At 62.7% G+C, this 24,493-nt stretch carries 16 protein-coding genes; 6 read left to right on the plus strand and 10 right to left on the minus strand.

The features are described from left to right. Positions 1-6: 6 nt before the first annotated feature. From mscK to betI, 5 genes are all read right to left on the minus strand, one after another. Entirely contained in the window at positions 7-3,315 is a 3,309-nt protein-coding gene (mscK, locus tag ACIPZC_RS02440; protein ID WP_400624615.1) for a mechanosensitive channel MscK, read from the minus strand. 35 nt (positions 3,316-3,350) lie between these two features. Then, positions 3,351-5,093, minus strand: coding sequence for a potassium/proton antiporter (locus tag ACIPZC_RS02445; RefSeq protein ID WP_241805155.1), 1,743 nt, complete (start codon positions 5,091-5,093; stop codon positions 3,351-3,353). 238 nt (positions 5,094-5,331) lie between these two features. Further along, positions 5,332-7,023: a choline dehydrogenase gene (gene betA, locus ACIPZC_RS02450; protein ID WP_400624617.1), complete on the minus strand. Its 1,692-nt coding sequence runs from the start codon at positions 7,021-7,023 to the stop codon at positions 5,332-5,334. Positions 7,024-7,178: 155 nt separating this feature from the next. Next, positions 7,179-8,651, minus strand: a complete 1,473-nt coding sequence (gene betB, locus ACIPZC_RS02455) for a betaine-aldehyde dehydrogenase (protein WP_241805159.1) — start codon at positions 8,649-8,651, stop codon at positions 7,179-7,181. A 38-nt stretch (positions 8,652-8,689) separates the two neighbouring features. Further along, on the minus strand, positions 8,690-9,346 hold the full coding sequence (betI, locus tag ACIPZC_RS02460) for a transcriptional regulator BetI (protein WP_400624620.1): 657 nt from the start codon (positions 9,344-9,346) through the stop codon (positions 8,690-8,692). Positions 9,347-9,822: 476 nt separating this feature from the next. On the opposite strand from betI, the gene ACIPZC_RS02465 reads away from it, so the two are divergent. Both ACIPZC_RS02465 and ACIPZC_RS02470 read left to right on the plus strand, forming a co-directional pair. Continuing rightward, positions 9,823-11,826 carry a BCCT family transporter gene (locus ACIPZC_RS02465; protein ID WP_400624622.1) on the plus strand — a complete coding sequence of 668 codons (2,004 nt, stop codon included), beginning with the start codon at positions 9,823-9,825 and terminating at the stop codon, positions 11,824-11,826. Between the two features lie 119 nt (positions 11,827-11,945). Beyond that, entirely contained in the window at positions 11,946-16,613 is a 4,668-nt protein-coding gene (locus ACIPZC_RS02470; protein ID WP_400624624.1) for a dermonecrotic toxin domain-containing protein, read from the plus strand. A 5-nt stretch (positions 16,614-16,618) separates the two neighbouring features. On the opposite strand, the gene ACIPZC_RS02475 is transcribed toward ACIPZC_RS02470, so the two are convergent. From ACIPZC_RS02475 to gpmI, 4 genes are all read right to left on the minus strand, one after another. Beyond that, entirely contained in the window at positions 16,619-17,386 is a 768-nt protein-coding gene (locus tag ACIPZC_RS02475) for a divergent polysaccharide deacetylase family protein (RefSeq protein WP_400624826.1), read from the minus strand. A gap of 8 nt (positions 17,387-17,394) precedes the next feature. After that, positions 17,395-18,717 (minus strand): S41 family peptidase, encoded by a 1,323-nt coding sequence (locus tag ACIPZC_RS02480; RefSeq protein WP_267820405.1) that lies wholly within the window; start codon positions 18,715-18,717, stop codon positions 17,395-17,397. Positions 18,718-18,809: 92 nt separating this feature from the next. After that, on the minus strand, positions 18,810-20,096 hold the full coding sequence (locus tag ACIPZC_RS02485; RefSeq protein WP_400624626.1) for a murein hydrolase activator EnvC family protein: 1,287 nt from the start codon (positions 20,094-20,096) through the stop codon (positions 18,810-18,812). A 271-nt stretch (positions 20,097-20,367) separates the two neighbouring features. Further along, positions 20,368-21,903, minus strand: a complete 1,536-nt coding sequence (gpmI, locus tag ACIPZC_RS02490) for a 2,3-bisphosphoglycerate-independent phosphoglycerate mutase (protein ID WP_400624628.1) — start codon at positions 21,901-21,903, stop codon at positions 20,368-20,370. A gap of 206 nt (positions 21,904-22,109) precedes the next feature. On the opposite strand from gpmI, the gene ACIPZC_RS02495 reads away from it, so the two are divergent. The 3 genes from ACIPZC_RS02495 to secB are packed head-to-tail and all read left to right on the plus strand — an operon-like array spanning position 22,110 to position 23,304. Beyond that, positions 22,110-22,523 carry a rhodanese-like domain-containing protein gene (locus ACIPZC_RS02495; protein ID WP_400624630.1) on the plus strand — a complete coding sequence of 138 codons (414 nt, stop codon included), beginning with the start codon at positions 22,110-22,112 and terminating at the stop codon, positions 22,521-22,523. Between the two features lies 1 nt (position 22,524). After that, positions 22,525-22,779 carry a glutaredoxin 3 gene (grxC, locus tag ACIPZC_RS02500; RefSeq protein WP_241805168.1) on the plus strand — a complete coding sequence of 85 codons (255 nt, stop codon included), beginning with the start codon at positions 22,525-22,527 and terminating at the stop codon, positions 22,777-22,779. A 39-nt stretch (positions 22,780-22,818) separates the two neighbouring features. Continuing rightward, entirely contained in the window at positions 22,819-23,304 is a 486-nt protein-coding gene (gene secB, locus ACIPZC_RS02505; RefSeq protein ID WP_012312355.1) for a protein-export chaperone SecB, read from the plus strand. Between the two features lie 134 nt (positions 23,305-23,438). Here the strand turns inward: secB and trmL are convergent, their stop codons facing one another. Beyond that, positions 23,439-23,900 carry a tRNA (uridine(34)/cytosine(34)/5-carboxymethylaminomethyluridine(34)-2'-O)-methyltransferase TrmL gene (trmL, locus tag ACIPZC_RS02510; protein WP_008093177.1) on the minus strand — a complete coding sequence of 154 codons (462 nt, stop codon included), beginning with the start codon at positions 23,898-23,900 and terminating at the stop codon, positions 23,439-23,441. Here trmL and ACIPZC_RS02515 point away from each other — a divergent pair. Next, positions 23,899-24,336, plus strand: coding sequence for a hypothetical protein (locus ACIPZC_RS02515; RefSeq protein WP_400624633.1), 438 nt, complete (start codon positions 23,899-23,901; stop codon positions 24,334-24,336). The two genes, trmL and ACIPZC_RS02515, sit on opposite strands and share 2 nt — an antisense overlap. Positions 24,337-24,493 lie beyond the last annotated feature (157 nt).

Raw genomic sequence — 24,493 nt, forward strand, 5'->3', positions numbered from 1 at the left:
GCCGTATCAGGCCGGCGCAGTGCCATCGGGTTTTGGTTGTTCCACGGGAATCAGCTGCTGCTTGCCGCCTTTGGTGTCCATCAGGAACACCTCGACCTGGCGTACGGAGATCTTGATGTTGTGCGCCTTGAACTCACGGTTGATGTAGCGGTTGATCTCGTCCAGCGTCGGGTTGCGGTCGCCCAGGTCGCGTACGTGCATGCGCAGTTCGTGGTCCAGCGAGCTCTCGCCGAAGTTGAGGAAATACACCAGCGGTTCCGGGTCTTTGAGCACCCGTGGATTTTCATGGGCGCCCTTGAGCAGCAGGTCGCGCACCAGGTCCAGGTCGGAGCCGTAGTCGATGCCCAATTTCAGCGTGACGCGGGTGACCGTGTCGGTCAGCGACCAGTTGATCAGTTGGCCGGTGATGAAGGTCTTGTTGGGGACGATGATGTCCTTGCGGTCGAAGTCGGTAATGGTGGTGGCGCGGATGCGGATCTTGCTCACGGTGCCGGACAGGTTGCCGATGGTGATGGTGTCGCCGATGCGCACCGGGCGTTCGAACAGGATCATGATGCCGGAGATGAAGTTGGCGAAGATCTCCTGCATGCCGAAACCCAGCCCGACCGACAGCGCTGCCACCAGCCACTGCAGCTTGTCCCAGCTTACGCCGAGGGTCGACAGAGTACTGACGATGCCTATGCCGACGATGGTGTACGACAGCAGCGTGGTGGTGGCGTAGGCGCTGCCTTGGGCCAGGTTCAGCCGCGACAGCACCAGCACCTCCAGCAAACCCGGTAAGTTGCCGGCCAGGGCGAAGGTGATGCCGACGATCACCAGCGCACCGAGCAGGTCGCCGAGGCTGATCGGCACCATGCTGGCGGCCGTGCCGGTGCCGCTGGTGTATTCGTACAGGGTGAAGTTGTTGAGGTAGGCGAACACCGTGATCAAGTCCGCCCACACCCAGTACAGGCCGGCAATGAAGCCACCGAGCAAGGCCAGGCGGATCAGGCGCAACGACTGCTGGTTGACCTGCTCGATGTCCAGCGTCGGCTCTTCGGTGATGACTTCGCCGTCCAGGCCTTCCTTGGCGGCCGCGCGCTTGCTCAGCGCACGCTGGTAGGCCAGGCGCCGCGCGGCAACCGATAGGCCACGTACGAATGCGGCCTCGATCACCAACCAGAACATCAGCAGGTAAAGGGTGTAGATCAGCCGGTCGGTGAGCTTCAGTGCGGTGTAGTAATAGCCAAAGCAGACCGCAACGAACAAGGCGATTGGCAACGCCGTGAAGGCCAGCCCGACGGCCCGGCGGAACAGCGAAGCGTCGCGGTGCGCGGGGCTGCTCAGCAGCAGGCGGCTGAGCAGCCAGGCCATGAGTGCGTAACAGGTCAGCACAACCCCGATGCCCAGCACATCGTCGGCCAGTGCCGACGGCTGGTGCTCGGCCACTGCCACCACGCCGACCAGTGCCAGCACGACGGTACCCAGCCTGCGCACCCAGCCGCGCAGGAACTCGACTTGCGGTTTGTGCCAGCGGAAGTGGATTTCCGCCACCCCTCCTGGGGCGAGTATGCGGTAGGCGGTGTAGAACACGAGCCAGGCCTGGGCCAGTTGCCAGAGCGCGGAGCCAAGGTTGGCGTTTTGCCCACGGGCGTCGATCTGCAGGGCATAGCTGCACAGGGCAAGGCCCAGGCTCACTGGCATCGCCAGGAGGATGTTGATCAGGATCGCCTGGGGCGTGTGCCACTGGCTGTCACGGCGGAAATGGCCGATATCCTGGTGCACCTTGCTCAGCCGTTGGTAGAGGTATTTGCGGCGCCACAGCAGGGCACCGATCACCAGCAGCAATGGCAGGAAAAGCAATGGGCGCTGGCTCAGCCCGTCGCCCAGCTCCTTCAGGCCAGAGCCCCAGGGCAGGTCCGAGACCTGTTTGGCAAAGCGCTCCGGCACCGTCTTCAACCAGTCCCAATCCAGCGGCTTGTTGCTCGGGATCCAGAACATCTGCTCGTCGAGCGTGGTGCGCAGGCCTTGCGCGGTGCTGAGCAACTGCTTCTGGTTGAGCTGCAGGGTGATCGATTCGTTGAGCAGCGCCGACAGCTCGCGGTTAAGGCGTTCAAGCAGGTCGCTGCGGGTGATCGCTACCTCCAGCAGGGCCTTGCGCAAGGCTGGGGTGACGTCTTGCTGCGGCTGGTTGGCCAGCAGTTTGTCGACATAGGTCACCGGGCTGCTCATCTGCTCGCGCTGCTGGTTGATCTCGAACTGGTACAGACGGATGTCAGCGATCTGGTCCGCCAGGTCACGGTCAAGCTTCAGGTGCGGCAGGGCCTGCTTCTGCTTGTAGAGGATCTTCGACAGCAGCAGGCTGCCCTTGAGCACGCTGATCTGCTCGTCCAGGGCTTGATCGGCCTGGGTCAGGCTGTCGAGCTGCTGTTTGGTGCGCAGGTTCTGCTGGGTCAATTCGTTGAGGCGGTCGGTGCTTTTGAGCAGGTAGTCGGAAAGCTTGAGGTTGGCTGCGCTTTCGCTGGCCAGCAGGCTGCTGCCGCCAGCCTTCTGCGCTTCGATCGACTGTTGGGTTACGGTTTGCTGGGACTGGGCCAGACGCTTCTCGTTGATCAGCGTCTGCAGGTCCTGGATTTCCTGTTCCAGACGTGCGGTGCGTTCGATCAGCAGGTCGTGGCGGGCGTTGCCCAGGTCTTGCAGCAGGCCGTTGCCGGCCAGTTCCTGGCGGCGCAGCAGGGTCAGGGCATTGAGCGAGGCCAGTTCGGCACTGAGTTGGTTGCGCTGGTCGGCATTGATCGATTTGCCGCCATCCTTGCCGCTCTTGAGGATGGTGTTTATTTGCTGGCTGCGTGTCTGGTTGTTGCTGATCTCGGCCTGGGCGCGCTCGGGGCGGGTCTGGGAATTGATGATCAGGCTGTTGGCATCGGACAGCGCTTTTTGCAGCTCACCCTGCAGCGTGTTGCGTTCGCTGAGCATCTGCTCGAGCTGCGGCACGCTCAGGCTGGCGTAGCGTTGAGCCACCGGTTGTGGCTTGCTGGCTTTGAGCTTGGCCAGTTCTTTCTGGCTGTCGCTGGTCTCTTTGGGCGCGTCAGCCAGCTGTTGCTTGAGTTCGGCAAGCTTCTTCTCGCTATCTTCCTTGTTGGCAAGCAGGCTCAGGGTTTGTTCGAGCACCTGCTGCAAGGCCTTCTGATCGGCCTCCGGCAGCTTGCGTTCGGCGATCTTGTCGAGGCTGTTCTGGATGCTGGCAGCGCTCGGAGCTTCGGCCGCAGCAGCGGCGAACGGCAGGGACAGGCACAGCCCGAGCAGGGCTGTGCGAAGGTACACGCGCAGGGACATAGGCAGACTACTTATGGATCATGCAGAAACGAAGTTTAGAGGAACAATCCTGGTCCGGGTCGCGTTCCTTCGGGGAATCTGACGCCCACTTTCTGGATCTTGTTCCCGTCCATGGTCGCCACGGTCCAGATCGTGCCGTGCCATTCCACCTGATCGCCCACTACTGGAGCGCCCCCGACCTTCTGTCGGATGAACTGCGCCAGTGGCATTTTCGCGTCCAGGCCGTCGAGTTTCAGGCCGTAAAGGGCTGCCACCGCGCCCAGTTCGGCATCGCCTTCGAGCACGAAATCGCCGAAAAAGCGCAGGTCCAGGCCGCGTTGCGGGGCCTGGCTGAACAGCTTGCCCAATGCGGGCAGGTTGTGTTCGTGGCCGATCACGCACAGCATGTCGCCGACTTCGAGTACGGTACTGCCGGAGGGGTGCAATAACTGTTCGCCACGGAACAGTGCGGCAATACGGGTGCCCTCGGGCATCTTCAATTCGCGCAGGGCGGCACCAATGCACCACTTTTCCGCGCCCAGGCGATAGACGAACAACTCCCACTCGCTGGTAACGTGCACTTCGAGGGCGGACCGCGAGATCGGTGCCGGGTCCGGTGGTACCGTGACTTTCAACAGCTTGGCCATCCACGGCAGGCTGGTGCCCTGCACCAGCAGCGATACCAGCACGATGAAGAATGCCAGGTTGAAGAACAGTTGCGCGTCAGGTAGCCCCGCCATCAGCGGGAACACCGCAAGGATGATGGGTACCGCGCCACGCAGGCCGACCCAGGAAATGAAGGCTTTCTCGCGGCCATGGAAGGCCTTGAACGGCAGCAGTGCGGCCACCACCGACAGCGGCCGCGCGATCAGGATCATCCACAGCGCCAGGCCCAGTGCGGGCAGGGCGATCGGCAGCAGGTCATGGGGTGTGACCAGCAGCCCCAGCACCAGGAACATGCCGATCTGGGCGAGCCAGGCCATGCCGTCGAGCATGTGCAGGATGCCGTGGCGGCTGCGGATGGGTTTGTTGCCCAGCACCAGGCCGCACAGGTAAACGGCAAGGAAGCCGCTGCCGTGCAGGGCGTTGGTCAGCGAGAACACCGCCAAACCGCCAGCGATGACCAGAATCGGGTAGAGGCCGCCGGCCAGGTTGATCCGGTTGACCAGTTGCAGCATCAGCCAGCCACCGCCCAGCCCCAACAGCCCACCGATGCCGAATTCGCGCAGCAAGTGCCCCAGCAGGCTCCAGTGCAGGCCGGTCTGGCTGCTGGCGATCATCTCGATCAGGGTGACGGTGAGGAACACGGCCATGGGATCGTTGCTGCCCGATTCGATTTCCAGCGTCGCCGTGACCCGTTCGTTCAGGCCTTTGCCGCCAAGCAGTGAGAACACCGCCGCGGCGTCGGTGGAGCCGACGATGGCACCGATCAGCAGGCCCTGGATGAGGCTCAGGTCAAACAGCCAGGCCGCGACCAGGCCGGTGAGGGCGGTGGTGATCATCACGCCGATGGTGGCCAGCGACAATGCCGGCCACAGGGCCACGCGGAAGCTCGCCACCCGCGTGCGCAAGCCGCCGTCGAGCAGGATCACCGCCAGCGCCAGGTTGCCCACCAGATAGGCGGTCGGGTAGTTGTTGAAGATGATGCCGCCACCGTCCACGCCGGCGAGCATGCCCACCGCGAGGATGATGACCAGGATTGGAATGCCAAGGCGCGACGACAGCGAGCTGACCAGGATACTTGCGCCCACCAGCAATGCGCCGATCAAGAACAGGCTGTTGATGGTGCTTGCATCCAAAGGCAGGTACTCCGGGATAACGCGGGGAAGAGGACTCGATAGCTTTGAAGAACTAGCAGGTCGCGTGCCAATCGATTCTAACCTGATGAATTGGCAGCATGTAAAGCGTTTCTGCAGATGTAGAAAAGGCACCGCGAAGGGTGCCTTTTCCTGCGTTGCGCCTGCGCGCCTCAGCGCCGGCAAGCCGGCTCCCGCAGGGGGCGGCGGTATTGCCGCTGATGGCGCAAGTGGCTGCAGGTCAGGCCTGCTTCACTTCACGCATCGGCTTGCCCTTGACCGGTGCACCGTTGGCCACGTAGTACTTGGCAGTGCTGCGCGGCAGCGGCTTGCGGTTGCGGATCTTGTCCGAGATTTTCTCGGCGATCATGATGGTGGTGGCGTTGAGGTTGCCGGTGATGATGATCGGCATGATCGACGCATCCACCACACGCAGGCCCTGCATGCCGTGCACGCGGCCTTCGCCATCGACCACCGCCATCTCGTCGGTCCCCATCTTGCACGAGCAGGACGGGTGGAAGGCGGTTTCGGCGTGCTCGCGGATGAACTTGTCCAGTTCTTCGTCCGTCTGCACGTGCGCGCCAGGGCTGATTTCACGGCCACGGTAGGGGTCCAGCGCTGGCTGGGCCATGATTTCGCGCGTCAGCCGGATACCGTCACGGAACTCCTGCCAGTCCTGCTCGGTGGCCATGTAGTTGAACAGGATGCTCGGGTGCTGGCGCGGGTCCTTGGACTTGACCTGGACGCGGCCACGGCTAGGCGAACGCATCGAGCCCATGTGCGCCTGGAAACCGTGTTCCTTCACGCCATTGGAGCCGTTGTAGTTAATCGCGACCGGCAGGAAGTGGTACTGAATGTTCGGCCATTCGAATTCAGGGCGAGTACGGATAAAGCCGCCTGCCTCGAACTGGTTGCTGGCGCCGATACCGGTGCCCTTGAACAGCCACTCGGCACCGATGGCAGGCTGGTTCCACCACAGCAACGACGGGTACAGCGACACCGGCTGGGTGCAGGCGTACTGCAGGTACAACTCAAGGTGATCCTGCAGGTTTTCGCCGACGCCCGGCAGGTCGTGCACGACCGGGATGTCGAGGCTTTCCAGCAGGGCCCGCGGGCCGACGCCGGAGCGCTGCAGCAGCTGCGGCGAGGCGATGGCGCCGGAGCTGACGATGACTTCCTTGCGGGCACGGGCCTCGACGCGCTCTTCGCTGTCGCCGACCAGGTAGGTCACGCCAACGGCGCGCTTGCCTTCGAACAGCACGCGATCGCTCAGGGCGTGGGTGACGATGGTCAGGTTCGGGCGCTTCTTGGCCTGGTCCAGGTAGCCGCGGGCGGTGCTGGAGCGGCGGCCGTTCTTGGTCACCGAGCGGTCCATCGGGCCGAAGCCTTCCTGCTGGTAGCCGTTCAGGTCTTCCGTGCGTGGGTAACCGGCCTGTACGCCGGCCTCGACCATGGCGTTGAACAGCGGGTTGTTGCCTGCTTTGGGGGTGGCAACGCTGAGCGGGCCTTCGCCGCCGTGGTAGTCGTTGGGGCCGATGTCACGGGTTTCTGCCTTGCGGAAGTACGGCAGGCAGTCCAGGTAAGCCCAGTCTTCCAGGCCTGGCAGCTTCGCCCAGCCGTCGAAGTCCATGGCGTTACCGCGGATGTAGCACATGCCGTTGATCAGCGAGGAACCACCCAGGCCCTTGCCGCGGCCACATTCCATGCGGCGGCCGTCCATGTGCGGCTCCGGGTCGGTCTCGTAGGCCCAGTTGTAGCGGCGGCCCTGCAGCGGGAATGCCAGGGCAGCCGGCATCTGGGTGCGGAAATCGAGGCGGTAGTCGGGGCCACCGGCTTCCAGCAGCAGGACAGTGACGCTGGCGTCTTCGGTCAGGCGAGTGGCCAGGGTGTTACCGGCCGAGCCGGCACCAACGATGATGTAATCGTATTCCATGGGGCTTCCTCCGGAAGCAGCTGCGAGCTTCAAACGGCAAGCTGTAAGTAAAAGCAGCCGTGGGAAACTCGCGGATGGATGAGCCTGCAAGGGCCGGTGGCGTTACGCCGACCGGCTCTTTCTTGCAGCTTGCAGCTTGCGGCTTGCGCTGTCGGTCAGAAGACCGACGCGTAGCCGCCCAGTTCGACCTGAACCGACTTGATGCGCGTGTACTGAGCCAGCGAGCTGACGCCGTTTTCACGGCCGACGCCCGACTGCTTGTAGCCACCGACCGGCATTTCGGCCGGCGATTCACCCCAGGCGTTGATCCAGCAGATGCCGGCTTCGAGCTTGTGGATGATGCGGTGGGCGCGGGTGATGTCGTTGGTGCACACGCCTGCGGCCAAGCCGTATTCGGTGTCATTGGCGCGGCGGATGACTTCTTCTTCGGTTTCGTAGGTGAGGATACTCATCACCGGGCCGAAGATTTCTTCCTTGACGATGGTCATGTCGTCGGTGCAATCGGTGAACACGGTCGGGGCCACGAAGGCGCCCTTGGCGAAATCACCTTCGGTCAGACGCTCGCCGCCACACAGCACGCGGGCACCTTCTTGCTTGCCCTTGGCGATGTAGCCCAGCACGCTTTCCATGTGCTGGAAGCTGACCAGCGGGCCGAAGTTGGTGTTTTCGTCTTCCGGGTTGCCGGCGCGAATGCGGGCAACGCGCTCGGCGATCTTGGCTTCGAAGGCCGCTTTCATCTGGGCTGGAATGAACACGCGGGTACCGTTGGTGCAGACCTGGCCGGAGCTGTAGAAGTTGGCCATCATGGCGATGTCGGCGGCCTTGTCCAGGTCGGCATCGGCGCAGATGATCAGCGGCGACTTGCCGCCCAGCTCCATGGTGACTTCCTTGAGCGAGGAGCTCGAAGCGCTGGCCATGACCTTCTTGCCGGTGGTGGTGCCGCCGGTGAAAGAGACTTTCTCGATGCGCGGGTGTTCGGTCAGCCAGGTGCCGACTTCGCGGCCGCTGCCGGTCAGAACGTTGAACACGCCGTCCGGCAGGCCGGCTTCGGTGTAGATCTCGGCCAGCTTCAGGGTGGTCAGCGAGGTGACTTCCGAAGGCTTGAAGATCATCGCGTTGCCAGCGGCCAGGGCCGGGGCGGACTTCCACAGGGCGATCTGGATCGGGTAGTTCCAGGCGCCGATACCGACGGTCACGCCCAGCGGCTCGCGGCGGGTGTAGACGAACGAGCTTTCACGCAGCGGAATCTGCTCGCCTTCGATGGCCGGTACCAGGCCTGCGTAGTATTCCAGTACGTCGGCGCCGGTGACGATGTCGACATAGCGGGTTTCGGAGTACGACTTGCCGGTGTCCAGGGTTTCCAGCATGGCCAGCTCGTCGTTGCGCTCACGCAGGATGTCGACGGCACGGCGCAGGATGCGCGAACGCTGCATGGCAGTCATTGCGGCCCAGACTTTCTGACCGCGCTCGGCGCTTTCGACGGCTTTCTCGACGTCGGCCTCAGTGGCGCGCTGGACGTGGGCCAGAACTTCGCCGGTCGCCGGGTTGATGGCTTCGAAGGTGGCATCGCTGCCAGCGTCGACATAACCGCCGTCGATGTAGAGTTTTTGCGTTCCGAAACGGGCCATAGTGTCCTCGCAAGTGCAGTGTGTGAGTGGCTTTCGCGTCACGCTCCGGCCGGCTGGGCAAGGGCTGTGCGCATTTTTTCAGAGGCCGGTGGTTGCGTGTCCGGGCGCTTCTGTTTAGCCAGTTGTAGTTCCAGGTATTCGTAAGCGATCTGTATCGCCTGGCTGGTGTCGAAGGCATCGCCCGACAGCGCTCCACGCAGCCACAGCCCGTCGATCAAGGCAGCCAGGCCGCGGGCGGCGGTGCGCGCTTCATCGAGCGGCATGGCGCGGCGGAACTGGCAGCACAGGTTGGAATACAGGCGGTGATCGTTGATCCGCTGCAACCTGTGCAAGGACGGCTGGTGCATGCTGGAGGCCCAGAAGGCCAACCAGGTTTTCATTGCCGGGCCATTCACCTGGCTGGCATCGAAGTTGCCATCGATGATCACCCTCAGGTGGGCTCGCGGGCTGTCGTCGGTCAGTGCCTGGCGACGGGCGATCACGCCCTCGTTGAGCATGTTCATGATGTGGCGCATCGTCGCCGCGATCAGGCCGTTCTTGTCCTGAAAGTAGTGACTGATGATGCCGTTCGACACACCGGCCAAACGGGCAATCAGCGCAATGCTGGCATCTCCCAGGCCGACCTGATCGACCGCTTGCAGCGTCGCTTCGATCAATTGCTGGCGGCGGATGGGTTGCATACCGACCTTGGGCATCTTGCTATCTCCTCAGGCCTGACGAGCAGACAACGTGCGGCTGACTCGGCGAGGACCAGTCTATTTTGTTTTGATTGAACGTTCAATCAATAAAGAATAAGCTCTGCGACAATTTGTGCCATTGACAGCTTCCAAGGCTGTTTCGGTGGCACGGATTGACACCCCAGGAAATCGCGTAACCCCCGTATTACAAGGTGTTGACGGGTATTGGCGATGCGAAATGCAGATTCTGCTCAACGGCCATGCGCCTGCGGCAGGCCCTTGGAACGGGCGGGGTGCTCTGTGACGAATGCGCGCAGCCAACTGATTTGGCGAGGCATTTGCACAGACCACCTGTCTGGTTTTGCAACGTTTCTATTCGGGATCACGGTTTCCAAGTTGCTTTTATAACACCTGATGCAGTGGGGGTATTCCACCAATTGCTCGGGAAAAGACTGATTAGCCTCCACAGCCGCACTGCCCGGAGCATTCGTGCAATGAGTTCTGCCTCCCTTACCAAACCCCCCGCCGAGAGGGTACGGGTCAATCGCGTGGTGTTTTACACCTCCGCGCTGATGATCCTCGTTCTGACTGCCTTGCTTATCGCTGTTCCCGAAACCGCCGGTCAGGTACTGGGCGTGGCCCAGAAGTGGCTGACACGCACCTTCGGCTGGTACTACATGCTGGTGATCTGCGGTTACCTGCTGTTCGTCGTTTACCTGGCGTTCTCCGACTACGGCAAGCTCAAGCTTGGCGGCCAGGATGACCAGCCCGACTTCAGCTACGGGGCCTGGGCCGGCATGCTGTTCTCCTCCGGTATCGGTATCTCGCTGCTGTACTTCGGCGCCTCTGAGCCGCTGGACCACTACTTCAATCCGCCGGAAGGCACCCCTGCCAGTCTCGAGGCCGCGCGCCAGGGCCTGCAACTGACCTTCCTGCACTGGGGGCTGCATGGCTGGGCGATCTACGCCCTGGTCGGGTTGGCCGTAGGCTACTTCGCCTACCGCCACAACCAGCCGCTGGCACTGCGCTCGGCCCTGTATCCGCTGGTCGGTGAGCGTTGGGTCAGGGGGGCCGCCGGTAACGCCGTGGACATCTTCGGCATGTTCGTCACCTTGCTGGGCCTGGTGACCAACCTCGGGATTGGCGCGATGCAGGTGTCTTCGGGCCTTGAATACCTGTTCGGCATGGACCATAGCCAGACCAACCTGCTGGTGGTGATTCTGGTCATGGCCGGGGTGGCCACGGTGGCCGCGGTGTCGGGTGTGGAAAACGGCATTCGCCGCCTGTCCAACCTGAACATCATGCTGTTCAGTGGCTTGCTGATCTTCGTGCTGCTGGGCGGCGAGACCCTGCACCTGCTCAATGGCCTGGTGCAGAACGTCGGCGACTACCTCAACGGCATCGTGCTGAAGACCTTCGACCTTTATGTCTACGAAGGCGAGGCCGGCAAATCTGAGCGTTGGTTGGGCCTGTGGACCGTCTTCTACTGGGCGTGGTGGATCTCCTGGGGGCCGTTCGTGGGCATGTTCATTGCCCGTATCTCCAAGGGCCGTACCGTGCGCCAACTGGTCTGCGGCGTACTGCTGATTCCGTTGGGCTTCACCCTGGCCTGGTTGTCGATCTTCGGTAACACCGCGCTTGACCTGGTGATCAACCAGGGCGCTGTGGAGCTGGGCAAGACCGCGCTGGAACAGCCGTCGATGTCGATTTACCAGCTGCTGGAATACTTCCCAGCCGCCAAGATCGTGATCGGTGTGGCGGTGTTCGTCGGCTTCGTGCTGTTCCTTACCCCGGCCGACTCCGGCGCGGTGATGATGGCCAACCTGTCATGCAAAGGTGGCAAGGTCGACGAAGATGCCCCGCACTGGATGGTGGTGTTCTGGTCGGTGATCATCACCCTGGTCACCATCGGCCTGCTGTTCGCCGGTAACTTCGAAGCCATGCAGACCATGGTGGTGCTGGCGGGCCTGCCGTTCTCGGTGGTGCTGGTGCTGTTCATGTTCGGCCTGTACAAGGCCATGAAGCAGGACGTTGCCGTGGAGCAGGAGCGTGCCGAGCTGGCTGCCCGCGGCCGCCGCGGTTTCAGCGAGCGCCTGAGCCAGCTTGAGCTGCAACCGACCCAGGCTGTGGTGCAGCGCTTCATGGACAGGCAAGTCAGCCCGGCCCTCAAAGAGGCGGCCGAACAGCTGCGCACCCTGGGCTTCGATGTCGAGAGCCGTGTTGGCCAATCGCGCAACATGATGGGCCTGCGGGTGATGATGGAAGAGGGCAACCCTTTCGTTTACGAAGTGAGCCTGGACGGTTACATGGCCGCACCGAGCGAGGCGCCGGTCGAAGGCGAGCCCGAGGTGCGCCAGCGCTTCTATCGCGCCGAAGTGTACCTGCACGATGGCAGCCAGGAGTACGACCTGATGGGCTTCGCGCCCGAGCAGATCGTGCGTGATGTACTGGACCAGTTCGAGAGCCATCGACAGTTGCTGGGCCGCGTCTACAGCTGACGCGGCTAGCCCTTGCGCGGCCGGATGCCTGGCCCCGCAAGGGCTACAGCTTTATGTAACGCAGCGTACCCAGCCCCTTGGCACATCCTTGCGCTCCATTTGCCGCGAGGAAGCCGCCCATGCCCATCCAGCCAAGTGCTGTTCCTGACTTTCGTCGGTCAGTCGCTGCCGAGTTTCTCGATCGTCCCACCTTGCGTAGCGTTCTGAGCCAGCAGGTTCTCGAATTGCTGGTCCCCTGGCATGCCGCGCTGGCGGGTGCCGGGCTGCCCGATGCCGAAGCGCTCATACTCAACATTCCTGCCCAAATTGCGTCCGGCCCACAGACCTACGATGCCTGGACACCCCGGCCACTGTTGGAGGTCATGCTTGAAGCATTGCACGCCCGTCAGCCACTGGCGTCGTTGGGGGCTGATGGTGGGGATTTCCTGCTGGCGGTCCGGGAGCCGTGGTTCCTGCGTGACCAGGCGGGTAACCCGTTGCCGTTCGGGACGATCTCGATCGGCGCCCAAATGGCTGCGCTGGATGACCTGCTGCTCATGCTCGCGGACCGCTTCTGCCAAGCGCAGGTCGATTTCTGGAAGGCGCCAGGCAGTCAGGGCGTAAGCCGTGACCTGTGGCTGCAGCACCTGCTCAAGAGGGCGTTGTTGCACAATTTGCCACTGCAGGGGCTGGACCAACAGCAACGTCAGTGCTTGCTGAGCCTGCTGAAGAATCACGGCTCCACACCTGCGGTATTTCTGGTCCAGGTGCAACTCGATAACGATGTTCAGTGGCTGCCCAACCTGCTGGTCAGTGGCGAGTGGGACGAGCGCGAAGTGTTTTTGTGGTGCGCCCCCTCCAGCCTGGTGAAGGCATTTGACTCGCTCGATCTGTTTGCTGAAGCGTTAAGGGCCGAGCTTGCCGAGCATCAGCGCTTCAAGGCCATGGTATGGCACCGCTATGAGCTCGAAGGCGACGTTTTTGCCCAGCAAAGCAGCCTGTTGCTGGAGATCATGCTCGATGACATCGCACGTTTGCGTTATGCCGCGTTGCCAGAGGGTTCGTTGCTTGAAACGGGCTTTGCTGCACTGAGTGACCCCGCGCGCTGGTTCATCGAAGGTTACGGCCAGGCCAGTGATGCACAGATCCCGCTGCCACCAGGCCTGCGCCATGGCAGTGCGGCGAATGGTTTTGCCTATCAGCGGGGCGTGTTCGAACTGGCGTTGGCGCAGGCTCAGTCCGAAGGCGTTGGGGCGCTCGATGATGTGCTCGATTTGCGCAGTTTCACCCGGCGGGAGTTGCGCACGCAGATGCTTGCCGATTTCCCGCTCGAAGCCAATTATTTCCCGGATGACCTGCTTCTGCACCTGCCCACCCATGTCGGCTCGCCCGGTGGTGCTGGCGTCGGGCCGGGTGGTTGGACGACTGAGCCCCACCGCATGAGCTTGACCGAGTTCGCCATCGGTAATCTCTGGTCGCTTCATAACGCGCAGCTTACCGCCATCACCCATCGTGAAAACCAGTTGATCATGGACTGGATGAACGTCGACTACGTCAAGTCGCTGGTGCAGCGGGTCGACATCGGCAAGCACTACCCCATTTACGTCGCGCAGAAGCTGGACGACCCCGCTACACAACCCGAGCGGATCAAACGCTTTGGCCGTGAATGGCGGTGTTCACTGCTGTTCAGCGCGCTCTATGCCCGCATGCAGGGCGAGCTGAGCGACGCCGGCTTGCAGTGCGTTACAGACTTTTGCCATGGCTACCTTGACCCGCAATTGCCAGCGCTGATGTTGATGCCGCTGGCCTTCAAGCGCGGGGCGGGCGAGGTCGAGCCCGATACCGTCAGTGGCATGTATGTCCTGTTCGCCACGGAGCCTGCACGGGTTTTGCTGTATCGGCCGCTGTACAGCGCAAAGCCTCTGCTGGAGTTTGCCAGCCTGGACCTGATGATGAACGCAATCCGCAGGCCCGGGCCATTGCAGGACAGCATCCTTGCGTGGATGCCGTCGGCCTCGCGTGCCGTCTACGCCTATGGCGGCTTCTACGAGCCGCATTGGTCAGGGCCTATCCTGGACAGCCAGCTACTGCCTGCGCGAGGGTATCCGCCAACATTTGCAGCGCAGTTCTGGCGTGATGAGGTCGATGCAAGACTGTACAAGGCCAATCGCGACCTGTTGGTTGAGTTGGCTGACCGCGAGTCGGTTTCCAACGCCGAGAGCCGCTGGGCGATTCTCGTTCAGGGGGCCTGGCTGTTGTTCGATGTGGTGACGTTGATCTTGCGTGGCCCTGTGGCCAGCGTTGCCTGGCTGGTCCAGGCCATTGCCGGGTTGCACAACGACCTGTCGGCCTTGCGCGATGGCAGTGCGTTCGAGCGCAGTACCGCTGTGGTCGACGTGTTGCTCAACGCTTGCATGGCCTTGATGCATTTGCGTCTACCGCAGTTCCCCCTGGGCGAGCCTGTACGCAACCTTCCCCGCCGGGGCGCAATGCCCGTATTGGGTGATGCAGAAGCACAGGTGGCGCTCGTACAAGGCAAGGTCGCTGCGCCGGGAGTGCTGGCGCAGCATGGCTCGACCCGGCTGGATTTTTCCTGGCGCGGCACTCAGGGGTTCAATGTGCTGTCGCCGCAGCAGCGCACCGTGGTGTTCGGCCTGCGCGTCGAGCAATCGCTGGAAGGCCTGGAACCGCTTGCAGAGGGGCCTGGCCGCGGGTTGTACCGCGTGGGTGAGCACTACTACCTCACGTTGGGTGATGGGGTGTACCGGGCCACCTTTGAGGAGCAAGGCCTGCGCATGGTCGGTGCCGACGGTGCCATGGGGCCTTGGTTGGCGTTCGAGCACGGCCAATGGCGTGTGGATCGTGGTTTGCGCTTGCGTGGCGGCATGCCACGCAGCCGCCTTGAAGCTTTGAAAGAGGAGAACCGCAAGAAAGCCGAACAACTCAAGAACGAAGAAGCTGAATTGGCCCGCCATCACAATGCCCTGGCCGAAACCCTGAACAGGCATCGCGACCTGCTCAATGAGAAGGACGAGCGCATCGCAGTGCTGGAAGCGGTGACTGAACCGGACGAGCTGACCCTTCGCGAGCTTGAATTGACCCGGCGCCTGCGCAAGCAGATCAATCTGAAAATCATCTACGAAGTCAAAGGCGTGGTCGAGGCTTCACTCAAGCATGAGCAAGTGGTCAACAGCCTGTACAACATGCGCCACGACGATGCAGCCTACAGCATCGCCCTCACCGCGCAGCGCAGCCTGATCCGCCAGAGCCTGATCGAGAATATGTCCATCTTCTACAACGAGATGGCCATGATCATCAATGCAGAGGACCTGGAAAACCTCGCCCAGCAGCTTGTCATCCACCCAGAGAGTGAGGCCGAGATCAGCCAGTACCTGCAATTTCGCTCTGCCTTGGAACAGGTCATCAAATGGGAGGTGGATCTGGTCGACATGTCCCGGTTGCTGGACACGCTGCTCGAAGAAACCCTCAAAGACGACACGTTCGTGTTCAGGAACGAAGACACGCAAGCGCGCATCAACAAAGACCACGAGCTCAAGAGCACCATCGAGGCGCGGCGGTTGTCAGCCATCGACCTTGATTTCCGTCTGCTTCAAGACCTGGCCGAAGCCAGCCTGGAAAGACGGGCCGATGTCGAGGAGCGGGTGTTATCGCAATACCTCGACTACCTGGCCGGCGACAGCCTGAAGAGCGCGGGCAACGCGCATGGCGACCTGGCGGGAAGCGAGCTGTCGCTGGCCGAGCGGATCGAGGTGTTGACCGGCATCCTGGAGGGCTATGAGGAGGCTGCGGCAATGGCCGACTACCTGGGCAGTGTGGGCGGCGCGGCGATCAGGCAGGAGTCGCTGCAACTGTACAAGAAAACCTTGCACGGGTTGCAGCGCGCTGCCCAAGGCGACCTCGCCCAGGCAGTGCGCGAGCACGAACTCAGCGAGCCCGCGCCACCGCGTCCGACGGTCTATGCCCCGCGCGGTGGGCGGCGCCAGCTGGTCAGGACTCACCGCGGGCGCAAGGTGCTCGCTCAGGAAGTCGAGGTGGATGGTGTCGCCCTCGTCCAGCAACGTGATGAGCGTACCCAGCATGTACTCAAGACCTTCCACCAGCGTGGTGGCGAGTGGGTCGAGGATGCGCCGCAACCTACAGCGTCAGAGCCGCCATTCTCCCCACTGGAACCTCGCCTGGCGCGCAAACGTGCACAGGCCCTGCTTGCAGAGGTCGAGCGGATCACCAAGCTGGCCAGAAGCTTCTTTCAGGCAGAGCAGCCCAACAGTCTGGCCACGGTCATCGACGGGCACCTGGACAAAATGCGCAATGCCCTGAGCACGTTGCCAAGGATGAGCCCCGAAGATGCCTTGTTCGAAAATCTGGGTGAGGGTATCGAGCGCTTGCAGGCTACCCGCCGTGACCTGTTGACCGGTATCTATCTGTCCACCGATCACCCCGACGCCCGCAGCCTGCAATTTCTGCTCGACAACCACCAGGTCACTGTCCAGCGCGCCGGGCCACGCAAGGCATTGGCAGCAGGTGACTACCTGGATGTCTACGAGGTCAGGCGCCAGCCGCGAGCCGGCCAGGTTCAGGGTGATGGGCTGTGGGAGGCACACTTCCACTACCCGGACATCGGCACCCCGGGGCGGCAGTTCAGCAAAGGGCACCTGAAACTGTGGGCGCAGCGCAAACTGGGCCGCCTGGCGCAACTGCGGGCTGCGACCAGCGGCGAAGACCTGGTCGCTATTTACCGGGGAGATTTACGCCTGGCCCAGGTGGAGGGGCTGATCCCCTTCGACTGAATGGCTCAGCGATTGCTGTAGCGGCCGTGCTTGCCATGGGCAGGCATGGCCTGATTGCCGCGTTCTGCAATCATCTGTGCCAGTGATACCAGCTCGATGCCCTGGCTGCGCAGCCGGGGCATTTCCTGTTCCAGCACCTGCAGGGTTTGCGGGTAAGGGTGCCCGATCAGCACCGCCGAGCCTTGCCGGCGTGCCAGTGCCACGCCTTGCTGCAGCTGTGCGGTGATGGCCTCTGTGGTACGGACATCGTCCAGAAACACGTCACGCGAGACGTGCCCAAGGGCCTGTGCCTGGGCCTCGGCGGCAGCGACGGTGGCAGCACTGGTGCGGCTGTCCACGAAAAACAGATGCCGCCGCTGAAGCTCACCCATCAGCCAGGTCATGGCGCTACGCTGGGCGGTCATGCGGCTGCCCATGTGGTTGTTGATGCCGGCGGCGTAGGGCACCTTGGCCAAGGCCGCGTCCAGTCGCCTGGCGAGCTCTGGTAGGGCGATCTCCGGGTGCCAGGCATAGGGCCCGGTGGCGGGGTCCATGGGCATGTGCAGGATTACCGTCTTGCCTGCCTGGTGCGCCTGGCGGGCGAACTCGGTGGCGTGTGGGGTATCCGGCATGATCGCCATCGTCACAGGGCCAGGCAGCGCGAGCGTCCTGCTGTCGCGCTCGGTGCTCTGGCCCAGGTCGTCGATGATGATGCTCATGTAGGCCTCGCTGGCCGGGGCCGCGTGGGCACATGCGGCTGCCAGGCACACCAGCACGGGCAGCAGATACCGCAGCGGATGAATCATTTGCCGGAGGTGATGTTCAGCCCCTTGAGCAGGCTGAGCGCCTGGCTCAGCTGGAAGTCATCATCTTGCGGGCGCTCCTTGCGCTTGCTGCTGCCGGTCGGGCGGTCAGCACCACCGTTGCCGTTGCCCAGGTGGCCCTGCAGGTCGGCTTCCTTGAAGTTCTCGGTATCCACCTCTGCGGTGAGCTTGGCCGGGCGCACCTCGATGTCCGGGACGATGCCCTGTGCCTGGATCGAACGGCCATTAGGGGTGAAGTACAGCGCGGTGGTGAGCTTCAGGGCTCGGTCGTTGGCCAGCGGCAGCACGGTCTGGACCGAGCCTTTTCCGAAGCTGTCGGTGCCCATCAGCACGGCGCGTTTCTGGTCTTGCAGGGCGCCGGCGACGATTTCCGAGGCCGAGGCGCTGCCGCCGTTGATCAGCACTACCAATGGCACGGCCTCACTGGCATCGGCCGGGTCAGCGGAGAAGCGCAGTTCGGAGTTGGCGATACGGCCTTTGGTGTACACGATCAGGCCCTTGGTCAGGAAGTGGTCGGCCACTTCCACCGCCGACTGGAGCACGCCACCGGGGTTGTTGCGCAGGTCCAGCACAACGCCGCGCAGTTTCTTGCCATTGTCCTTGCGCAACTTGGCCAATGCTTTGCCCACTTCGTCCCCGGTCTTGACCTGGAACTGGGTGATGCGGATGTAGCCGTAGTCGTTTTCCAGCAACTGGCTTTTCACGCTCTTGACCTGGATCACGGCACGGACCAGGTTCACATCGAACGGGGTGCCGCCGTCACGTACCAGGGTCAGGGTGATCTTCTCGCCGACTTTGCCGCGCATCTTGTCGACCGCTTCGGTCATGCTCTGGCCACGGGTCGGCGCACCGTTGATCTTGACGATCAGGTCGCCAGCCTGCACGCCAGCGCGCGAGGCGGGGGTGTCATCGATGGGCGAGACCACCTTGACGAAGCCGTCTTCCTGGCCGACTTCGATACCCAGGCCACCGAACTCGCCACTGGTGCTTTCCTGCAGCTCCTGGAAGTCCTCGGGGCCAAGGTAGGCCGAATGTGGATCGAGGTTGCTGAGCATGCCTTTGATGGCGTTCTCCAGCAGCGTCTTGTCGTCTACCGGCTCGACATAGGCCGCTTTGATGCGGTCCATGACCTCGGCGAAGGTGCGCAGCTCTTCCAGTGGCAGCGGCGCCCTGGCGGTCACCTCGGTGGCTGGCACCGCGGCAGGCTTGGCCGGCGCCGGCTCGGCAGCGATGGCCAAAGGCATACCAGTCGCCAGGGCGATGGTCAGGGCCAGCTGGGTGAGACGAGGCGAGTGCAGCATGTCGAACGAACTCCTGATCCTGTAGGCGCTCCTTGGGGAGCATCGGCCCAGCGTGGGACGCCAGGCCGTAAAAAAGTGACTAGGGTTGAAGCTTAACCTCTGCACCACTGGGAAGGGTCGGTGGGCCGGCCCTGCTGGCGGATGGCGAAGTACAAGCCGGCGGCATCCTGGCCGCCGCTGTCGCCAACGGTGGAAATGGCCTCGCCGGCCTTGACGATGTCTCCGGCGCTCTTGAGCAGGCTCTGGTTGTGGCCGTACAGGCTCAGGTAACCATTACCATGGTCGAGAATGACCAGAAGTCCAGCGCCGCGCAACCAGTCGGCGAATACCACGCGCCCGCCGTGCACGGCGCGTACCTGGGTGCCGGGGTTGGCGCTGATCATCACACCGTCCCACTTGGCTCGGGCATCGCTGCCACGGGCTTCACCGAAACGTGCCAGCAATCGACCATTGACCGGCCACGGAAGTTTGCCCCGTGCGGCAGAAAAAGCACCGCCGTAGGTTGTGCTGTCGCTGGACACCAAGGGGCCGAGGGTGGTGCGCGCCTTTTTTGGTGGTTCGCTGTCCTGCTGTGCGGTCAACGCTTGCTGCTGGCGGCGCTTCTGGGCCTCCTGCTCGGCCAGCAGGGCCTTCTTGCGCGCCTCCTCGGCCTCACGGGCCTGGCGGGCCAAGGTTTCCTCGATGGTCTTGAGCACCTTGGCAAGGTCCGCCTGGTCCTGTTCACGGGCCTGCAGCTTCTTGTCGCGGTCTTTCATGTCACTGTTGAGCTTGGCCAGTACCTGCTGGCGTTTGCCACGCTCCGCCTCCAGGGCCTGGCGGCGGCTGTCGAGGTCGGCGCGCTGGGCCAGCAACTGTTCTTGCTGGCGGGAAATGTCCTGTTCGACATTGGCCAGCTGGCGCAGGGTTTCGTTGAAGGCACGCAGTTGCTCCATGCGCGCCTTGCTCAGGTAGTCGTAGTAGCTGAGGGTGCGGGCGAACTTCTCTGGGTTCTGCTGGTTGAGCAGCAGCTTGAGGTATTCCTCGCGGCCATTGTTCTGGTAGGCGGAGCGCGCCTGAATGGCGATCAGTCGTTGTTGTTCAATGCGCGAGCTCTGGAGTTTTTTTTTCTCGGTATCAAGGCGCTCCAGCTCGCCCTCGGTCTTTTTTAGTTGTTGCTGCAGAGCCTCCACCTGCTTTTCGAGGTTGCCGATGTCGGTCTCGGTGGCTTTGAGGTCTTTCTGCACGCCGGATTTTTCTTCCTGGAGCTTGCCCAGCGTCTTCTTGAGCTCGGCGATGTCCTGGCGGGTGGCGTCCAGTTGTTGCTGGGTCTGAGCGCGCTCGTCGGCGAAGGCCGGGCTGAGCAGGCAAGACAGGGCTAGGAAGATCAGGGCGCGAAGCATGAGGTTGGGCGTACCAAGGATGGAGACTGGCCTAGTATGCCCGCCCGGGCCTGCAAAAAAAACGCCTCACGGCGTCAGCGGTAAGTTTCAAGCTACAAGCCGCAAGAAAAGCGGGTGCTGGGTCAATCCCGGTAGTCAAGCGCTTTGGGGCCGCTTTGCATCGCCGGCTTGCCGGCGATGGGCTGCGTAGCAGCCCCAAATAGCTAACTGCCTGGCACAAGACTCCAGGCTTTCTCTTGCAGCTTGCAGCTTGCAGCTTGCAGCTTGCAGCTTACCCGTCGACCAGAATCGAGCTACCCGTCATCTCCGCAGGCTTTTCCAGCCCCAGCAGCTTGAGCATGGTCGGCGCCACGTCGGCCAGCACGCCGCCCTCGCGAACCTTGACCTGGCGTTTGCCGACATAGATGAAAGGCACCGGCTCGGTGGTGTGGGCCGTGTGCGCCTGGCCGGTGCACTCGTCTTCCATCTGCTCGACATTGCCGTGGTCTGCGGTGATCAGCGCTTCGCCGCCCACCTTGTCCAAGGCCTCGACGATGCGACCGACACAGCCATCCAGGGCTTCGACGGCCTTGACCGCGGCTTCGAACACGCCGGTATGGCCGACCATGTCACCGTTGGCGTAATTGACCACGATCACGTCATAGCGCTGCTGCTCGATGGCCTCGACGATGCGGTCGGTGACCTCTGGGGCGCTCATCTCCGGTTGCAGGTCGTAAGTGGCGACTTTCGGCGATGGGATCAGAATGCGCTCTTCGCCTTCGAACGGCTCTTCGCGCCCCCCGGAGAAGAAGAACGTGACGTGTGCATACTTCTCGGTCTCGGCGATGCGCAGTTGGGTCTTGCCGTGCTTGGCCAGGTACTCACCCAGCACGTTGTTCAGGCTGGCCGGGGCAAACGCCGCAGGGGCGGCGATTTTCGCCGAGTACTGGGTCAGGCCGATGTAGGCAGCCAATTTGGGCAGGCGGGCCCGTGGGAACTCGTTGAAATCGGCTTCGACGAACACGCGCGACAGCTCACGGGCGCGGTCCGCGCGGAAGTTCATGAAAATCACGGCATCGCCATCTTCGACCTTTACCGCTTCGCCGATACGCGTGGCCTTGACGAACTCGTCGCTCTCGCCACGCGCATAGGCCGCTTCGAGCCCGGCAGTGGCGCTGTCTGCGGTGTGTTCGGCAACGCTGTCGACGATCAGGTTGTAGGCAGCACTGACGCGGTCCCAGCGGTTGTCGCGGTCCATCGCGTAGTAACGGCCGATCAGGCTGGCGATACGGCCTTTGCCGAGCTTGGCAAAGGTCGAATCGAGCAGCTCGATGGACGACTGCGCACTGCGTGGCGGGGTGTCACGACCGTCGAGGAAGGCATGCAGGTAGATCTTGTCGGCACCACGCTGCGCGGCCAGTTCGGCCATGGCAATCAGGTGGTCCTGGTGGCTGTGGACGCCACCGTCGGAGAGCAGGCCGAGAATGTGCACGGCCTTGCCGGCACCTGCAGCCTGGTCCACCGCGCCTGTCAGCACCGGGTTTTCGAAGAACTCGCCGTCGCGGATGGCCTTGGTCACGCGGGTGAAGTCCTGGTAGACGACACGGCCGGCGCCCAGGTTCATGTGACCGACTTCGGAGTTGCCCATCTGCCCGTCCGGCAGGCCGACATCCATCCCCGAACCGGAAATCAGGCCATGCGGCGCTGTGGCGCGCAGGCGATCATAGACCGGCGTGTTGGCGGCGTAGATGGCGTTGTATTCGGGGCTTTCGCTGTGGCCGAAGCCATCCAGGATGATCAGGACCAGGGGTTTGGGCGTACTCGTCATCAATCAAACTCACGGTTGTTCAAAGATGATAAAGACACGCATTTTAGGGCAAATGCGCCACCTGCGGCGAATATTCGTCCTGTTCCCTGACCAGCGTGGCGCCCGCAGCAACATGAAGGTAGCTTCCCCGCCGGCCTGTCGGGCTTTGGCGGTGTTGGGGGGCTGTGTATACTGGCCGGCATTTTCAATCGCCTGGAACACCGCTGATGGTTGCTCACCTGATTCAATTCGCGACAGATCACTACATCCTGGTTGCGATCTTCGTTGTTCTGCTGGTCCTGCTGCTGCTCAATGAAATCCGCCGCGGCGGCCAGAGCCTGAGCAATGGCCAACTGACCGCCCTGGTCAACGCCGAGAAAGGTATTGTCATCGATATCCGCCCTGCCAAGGAGTACTCCGCCGGCCACATCGTCGGTGCTGTGAACATCCCGCAGGACAAGGTCGCCACTCGCATGACCGAACTGGACAAGCACAAAGAGAAGACCCTGATCGTCGTCGACGCGATGGGCCAGCAGTCCGGCACCATCTGCCGCGAACTGCTCAAGGCTGGTTACAACGCCGCCAAGCTGAGCGGTGGCGTTTCCAGCTGGAAAGCCGATAACCTGCCCCTGGTGAAGTGATATGAACGACGTCATCGTCTACTCCAGCGACTACTGCCCCTACTGCATGCGCGCCAAGTACCTGCTCCAGAGCAAGGGCGTGGCCTTCGAGGAAATCAAGGTCGACGGCCAGCCGCAGGTGCGCGCCGCGATGAGCCAGAAGGCCGGCCGGACTTCGGTGCCGCAGATCTGGATCGGCAGTACCCATGTCGGTGGTTGCGATGACCTCTACGCCCTGGAGCGCGCCGGCAAGCTCGACGCGCTGCTCAAGGCCTGATTTGCACTGCATTCAAAAACATTAGGATAAGGATCTGCCATGACTGACCAACAGACCAACGGCGCAGCAGCCGAAGACAACAGCCCTCAGTTCTCCATGCAGCGTATCTACGTGCGCGACCTGTCGTTCGAGGCCCCGAAAAGCCCGCAGATCTTCCGTCAGACCTGGGAGCCGAGCGTTGCCCTGGACCTGAACACCAAGCAGAAAGCCCTGGAAGGCGACTTCCACGAGGTGGTGCTGACCCTGTCGGTAACCGTCAAGAATGGTGACGAAGTGGCGTTCATCGCCGAAGTTCAGCAGGCCGGTATCTTCCTGATCAAGAACCTCGACGCCTCTTCCATGAGCCACACCCTGGGTGCGTTCTGCCCGAACATCCTGTTCCCGTACGCCCGCGAGACCCTGGATAGCCTGGTGACCCGTGGTTCGTTCCCGGCCCTGATGCTGTCGCCGGTCAACTTCGACGCCCTGTACGCGCAAGAGATGCAGCGCATGCAGGAAGCCGGCGAAGCGCCGACCGTGCAGTAAGCGCTGCCGGTATCGAAAAGCGCCTCTCGGGGCGCTTTTTTGTTGCCTGCTCGGGCCTCATCGCGGGCACGCCCGCTCAGGTGTGGCGTCAGGTGTTGAACAAGGCCGGCGCCAGCTCCAGTACAGGCACTGCATCAGCTCCCGGCAAACCCTTGCTGGCGCCACGCCTCATACACCGTCACCGCGACAGTATTGGACAGGTTCAGGCTGCGGCATCCAGGCCTCATCGGCAGGCGCAGGCGCTGTTCGGCCGGCAGGCTGTCCAGCACCTCGGCGGGCAGGCCGCGGCTCTCGGGCCCGAACAGGAAGGCATCGCCGGGCTGGTAGGCGACTTCATGAAAGGGGTGCGAGCCCTTGGTGGTGAAGGCGAACAGCCGTGGATTGCCAAGGCTTTCCAGGCATCCGGCCAGGCTTTCGTGGCGCTTGAGCGTGGCATACTCGTGGTAGTCCAGCCCTGCACGGCGCAGCCGTTTGTCGTCCAGCTCGAAGCTGATCGGTTCGATCAGGTGCAGGTCGCATCCGCTGTTGGCGCAGAGGCGAATGATGTTGCCGGTATTCGGCGGAATTTCAGGTTGAAAAAGGATGACGTGAAACATGCACGGCTCCAAGCATGAAGATGGTGCACATTCTACCCCCGAACCCGAGTCGCGTTCGAAGGCCTTGCCGCGTGTGATGCTTTCGCTGGCGATCGTCGGCGTGATGGTCGGCCTGATGATCGGCCGCCTCACCACCCCAGAAGAGCGTGTGCTCGAGCAGGTGGAGGTGGTGCAGGATGGGTTGGACCTGTGGTTCAGCGACGAGCCGAAGCTGCATGGCGAGAATGTCGAGGGGACTGTCGCCGTACTGTTCCAGGCCCAGGGCAAGGCCCAGCGCGGGCAACTGACCCTGCAGGGCAAGCCGGTGAGCTGGCGTTTGCAGAAAACGGACGAAGGGTTGCTGCTGAGCGTGATTGCCGCGCGCCCTCTGCGGGGCGAATGGGCCGGTGCAGAGGACGCGGGGCGCTGGCGGGTGCGGGTGCGGCTGCACGAATAAAAGAGGGGATGTCCCGGCCTGCCTGTACCAGGGTCCCCAAAGCTTGCGTTACTGCGTGTAAAAGAGGGGATTCCCGGCCTGCCTGTACCGAGGTCCCCAAAGCTTGCGTCACTGCGTATAAAAGAGGGGATTCCCGGCCTGCCTGTACCGAGATCCC

The organism is Pseudomonas sp. NPDC089743 (genome assembly GCF_044748785.1).
In the GTDB taxonomy this organism is placed as follows: Bacteria; Pseudomonadota; Gammaproteobacteria; order Pseudomonadales; family Pseudomonadaceae; genus Aquipseudomonas; species Aquipseudomonas putida_X.

Bases quoted from the DNA above. Each gene is read 5' to 3' on its own strand.
- mscK (WP_400624615.1), bottom strand. From the start codon at position 3,315: ATGTCCCTGCGCGTGTACCTTCGCACAGCCCTGCTCGGGCTGTGCCTG.
- betA (WP_400624617.1), bottom strand. From the start codon at position 7,023: ATGGAATACGATTACATCATCGTTGGTGCCGGCTCGGCCGGTAACACC.
- betB (WP_241805159.1), bottom strand. From the start codon at position 8,651: ATGGCCCGTTTCGGAACGCAAAAACTCTACATCGACGGCGGTTATGTC.
- betI (WP_400624620.1), bottom strand. From the start codon at position 9,346: ATGCCCAAGGTCGGTATGCAACCCATCCGCCGCCAGCAATTGATCGAA.
- ACIPZC_RS02465 (WP_400624622.1), top strand. From the start codon at position 9,823: ATGAGTTCTGCCTCCCTTACCAAACCCCCCGCCGAGAGGGTACGGGTC.
- ACIPZC_RS02470 (WP_400624624.1), top strand. From the start codon at position 11,946: ATGCCCATCCAGCCAAGTGCTGTTCCTGACTTTCGTCGGTCAGTCGCT.
- ACIPZC_RS02480 (WP_267820405.1), bottom strand. From the start codon at position 18,717: ATGCTGCACTCGCCTCGTCTCACCCAGCTGGCCCTGACCATCGCCCTG.
- ACIPZC_RS02485 (WP_400624626.1), bottom strand. From the start codon at position 20,096: ATGCTTCGCGCCCTGATCTTCCTAGCCCTGTCTTGCCTGCTCAGCCCG.
- gpmI (WP_400624628.1), bottom strand. From the start codon at position 21,903: ATGACGAGTACGCCCAAACCCCTGGTCCTGATCATCCTGGATGGCTTC.
- ACIPZC_RS02495 (WP_400624630.1), top strand. From the start codon at position 22,110: ATGGTTGCTCACCTGATTCAATTCGCGACAGATCACTACATCCTGGTT.
- grxC (WP_241805168.1), top strand. From the start codon at position 22,525: ATGAACGACGTCATCGTCTACTCCAGCGACTACTGCCCCTACTGCATG.
- secB (WP_012312355.1), top strand. From the start codon at position 22,819: ATGACTGACCAACAGACCAACGGCGCAGCAGCCGAAGACAACAGCCCT.
- ACIPZC_RS02515 (WP_400624633.1), top strand. From the start codon at position 23,899: ATGCACGGCTCCAAGCATGAAGATGGTGCACATTCTACCCCCGAACCC.
- trmL (WP_008093177.1), bottom strand. From the start codon at position 23,900: ATGTTTCACGTCATCCTTTTTCAACCTGAAATTCCGCCGAATACCGGC.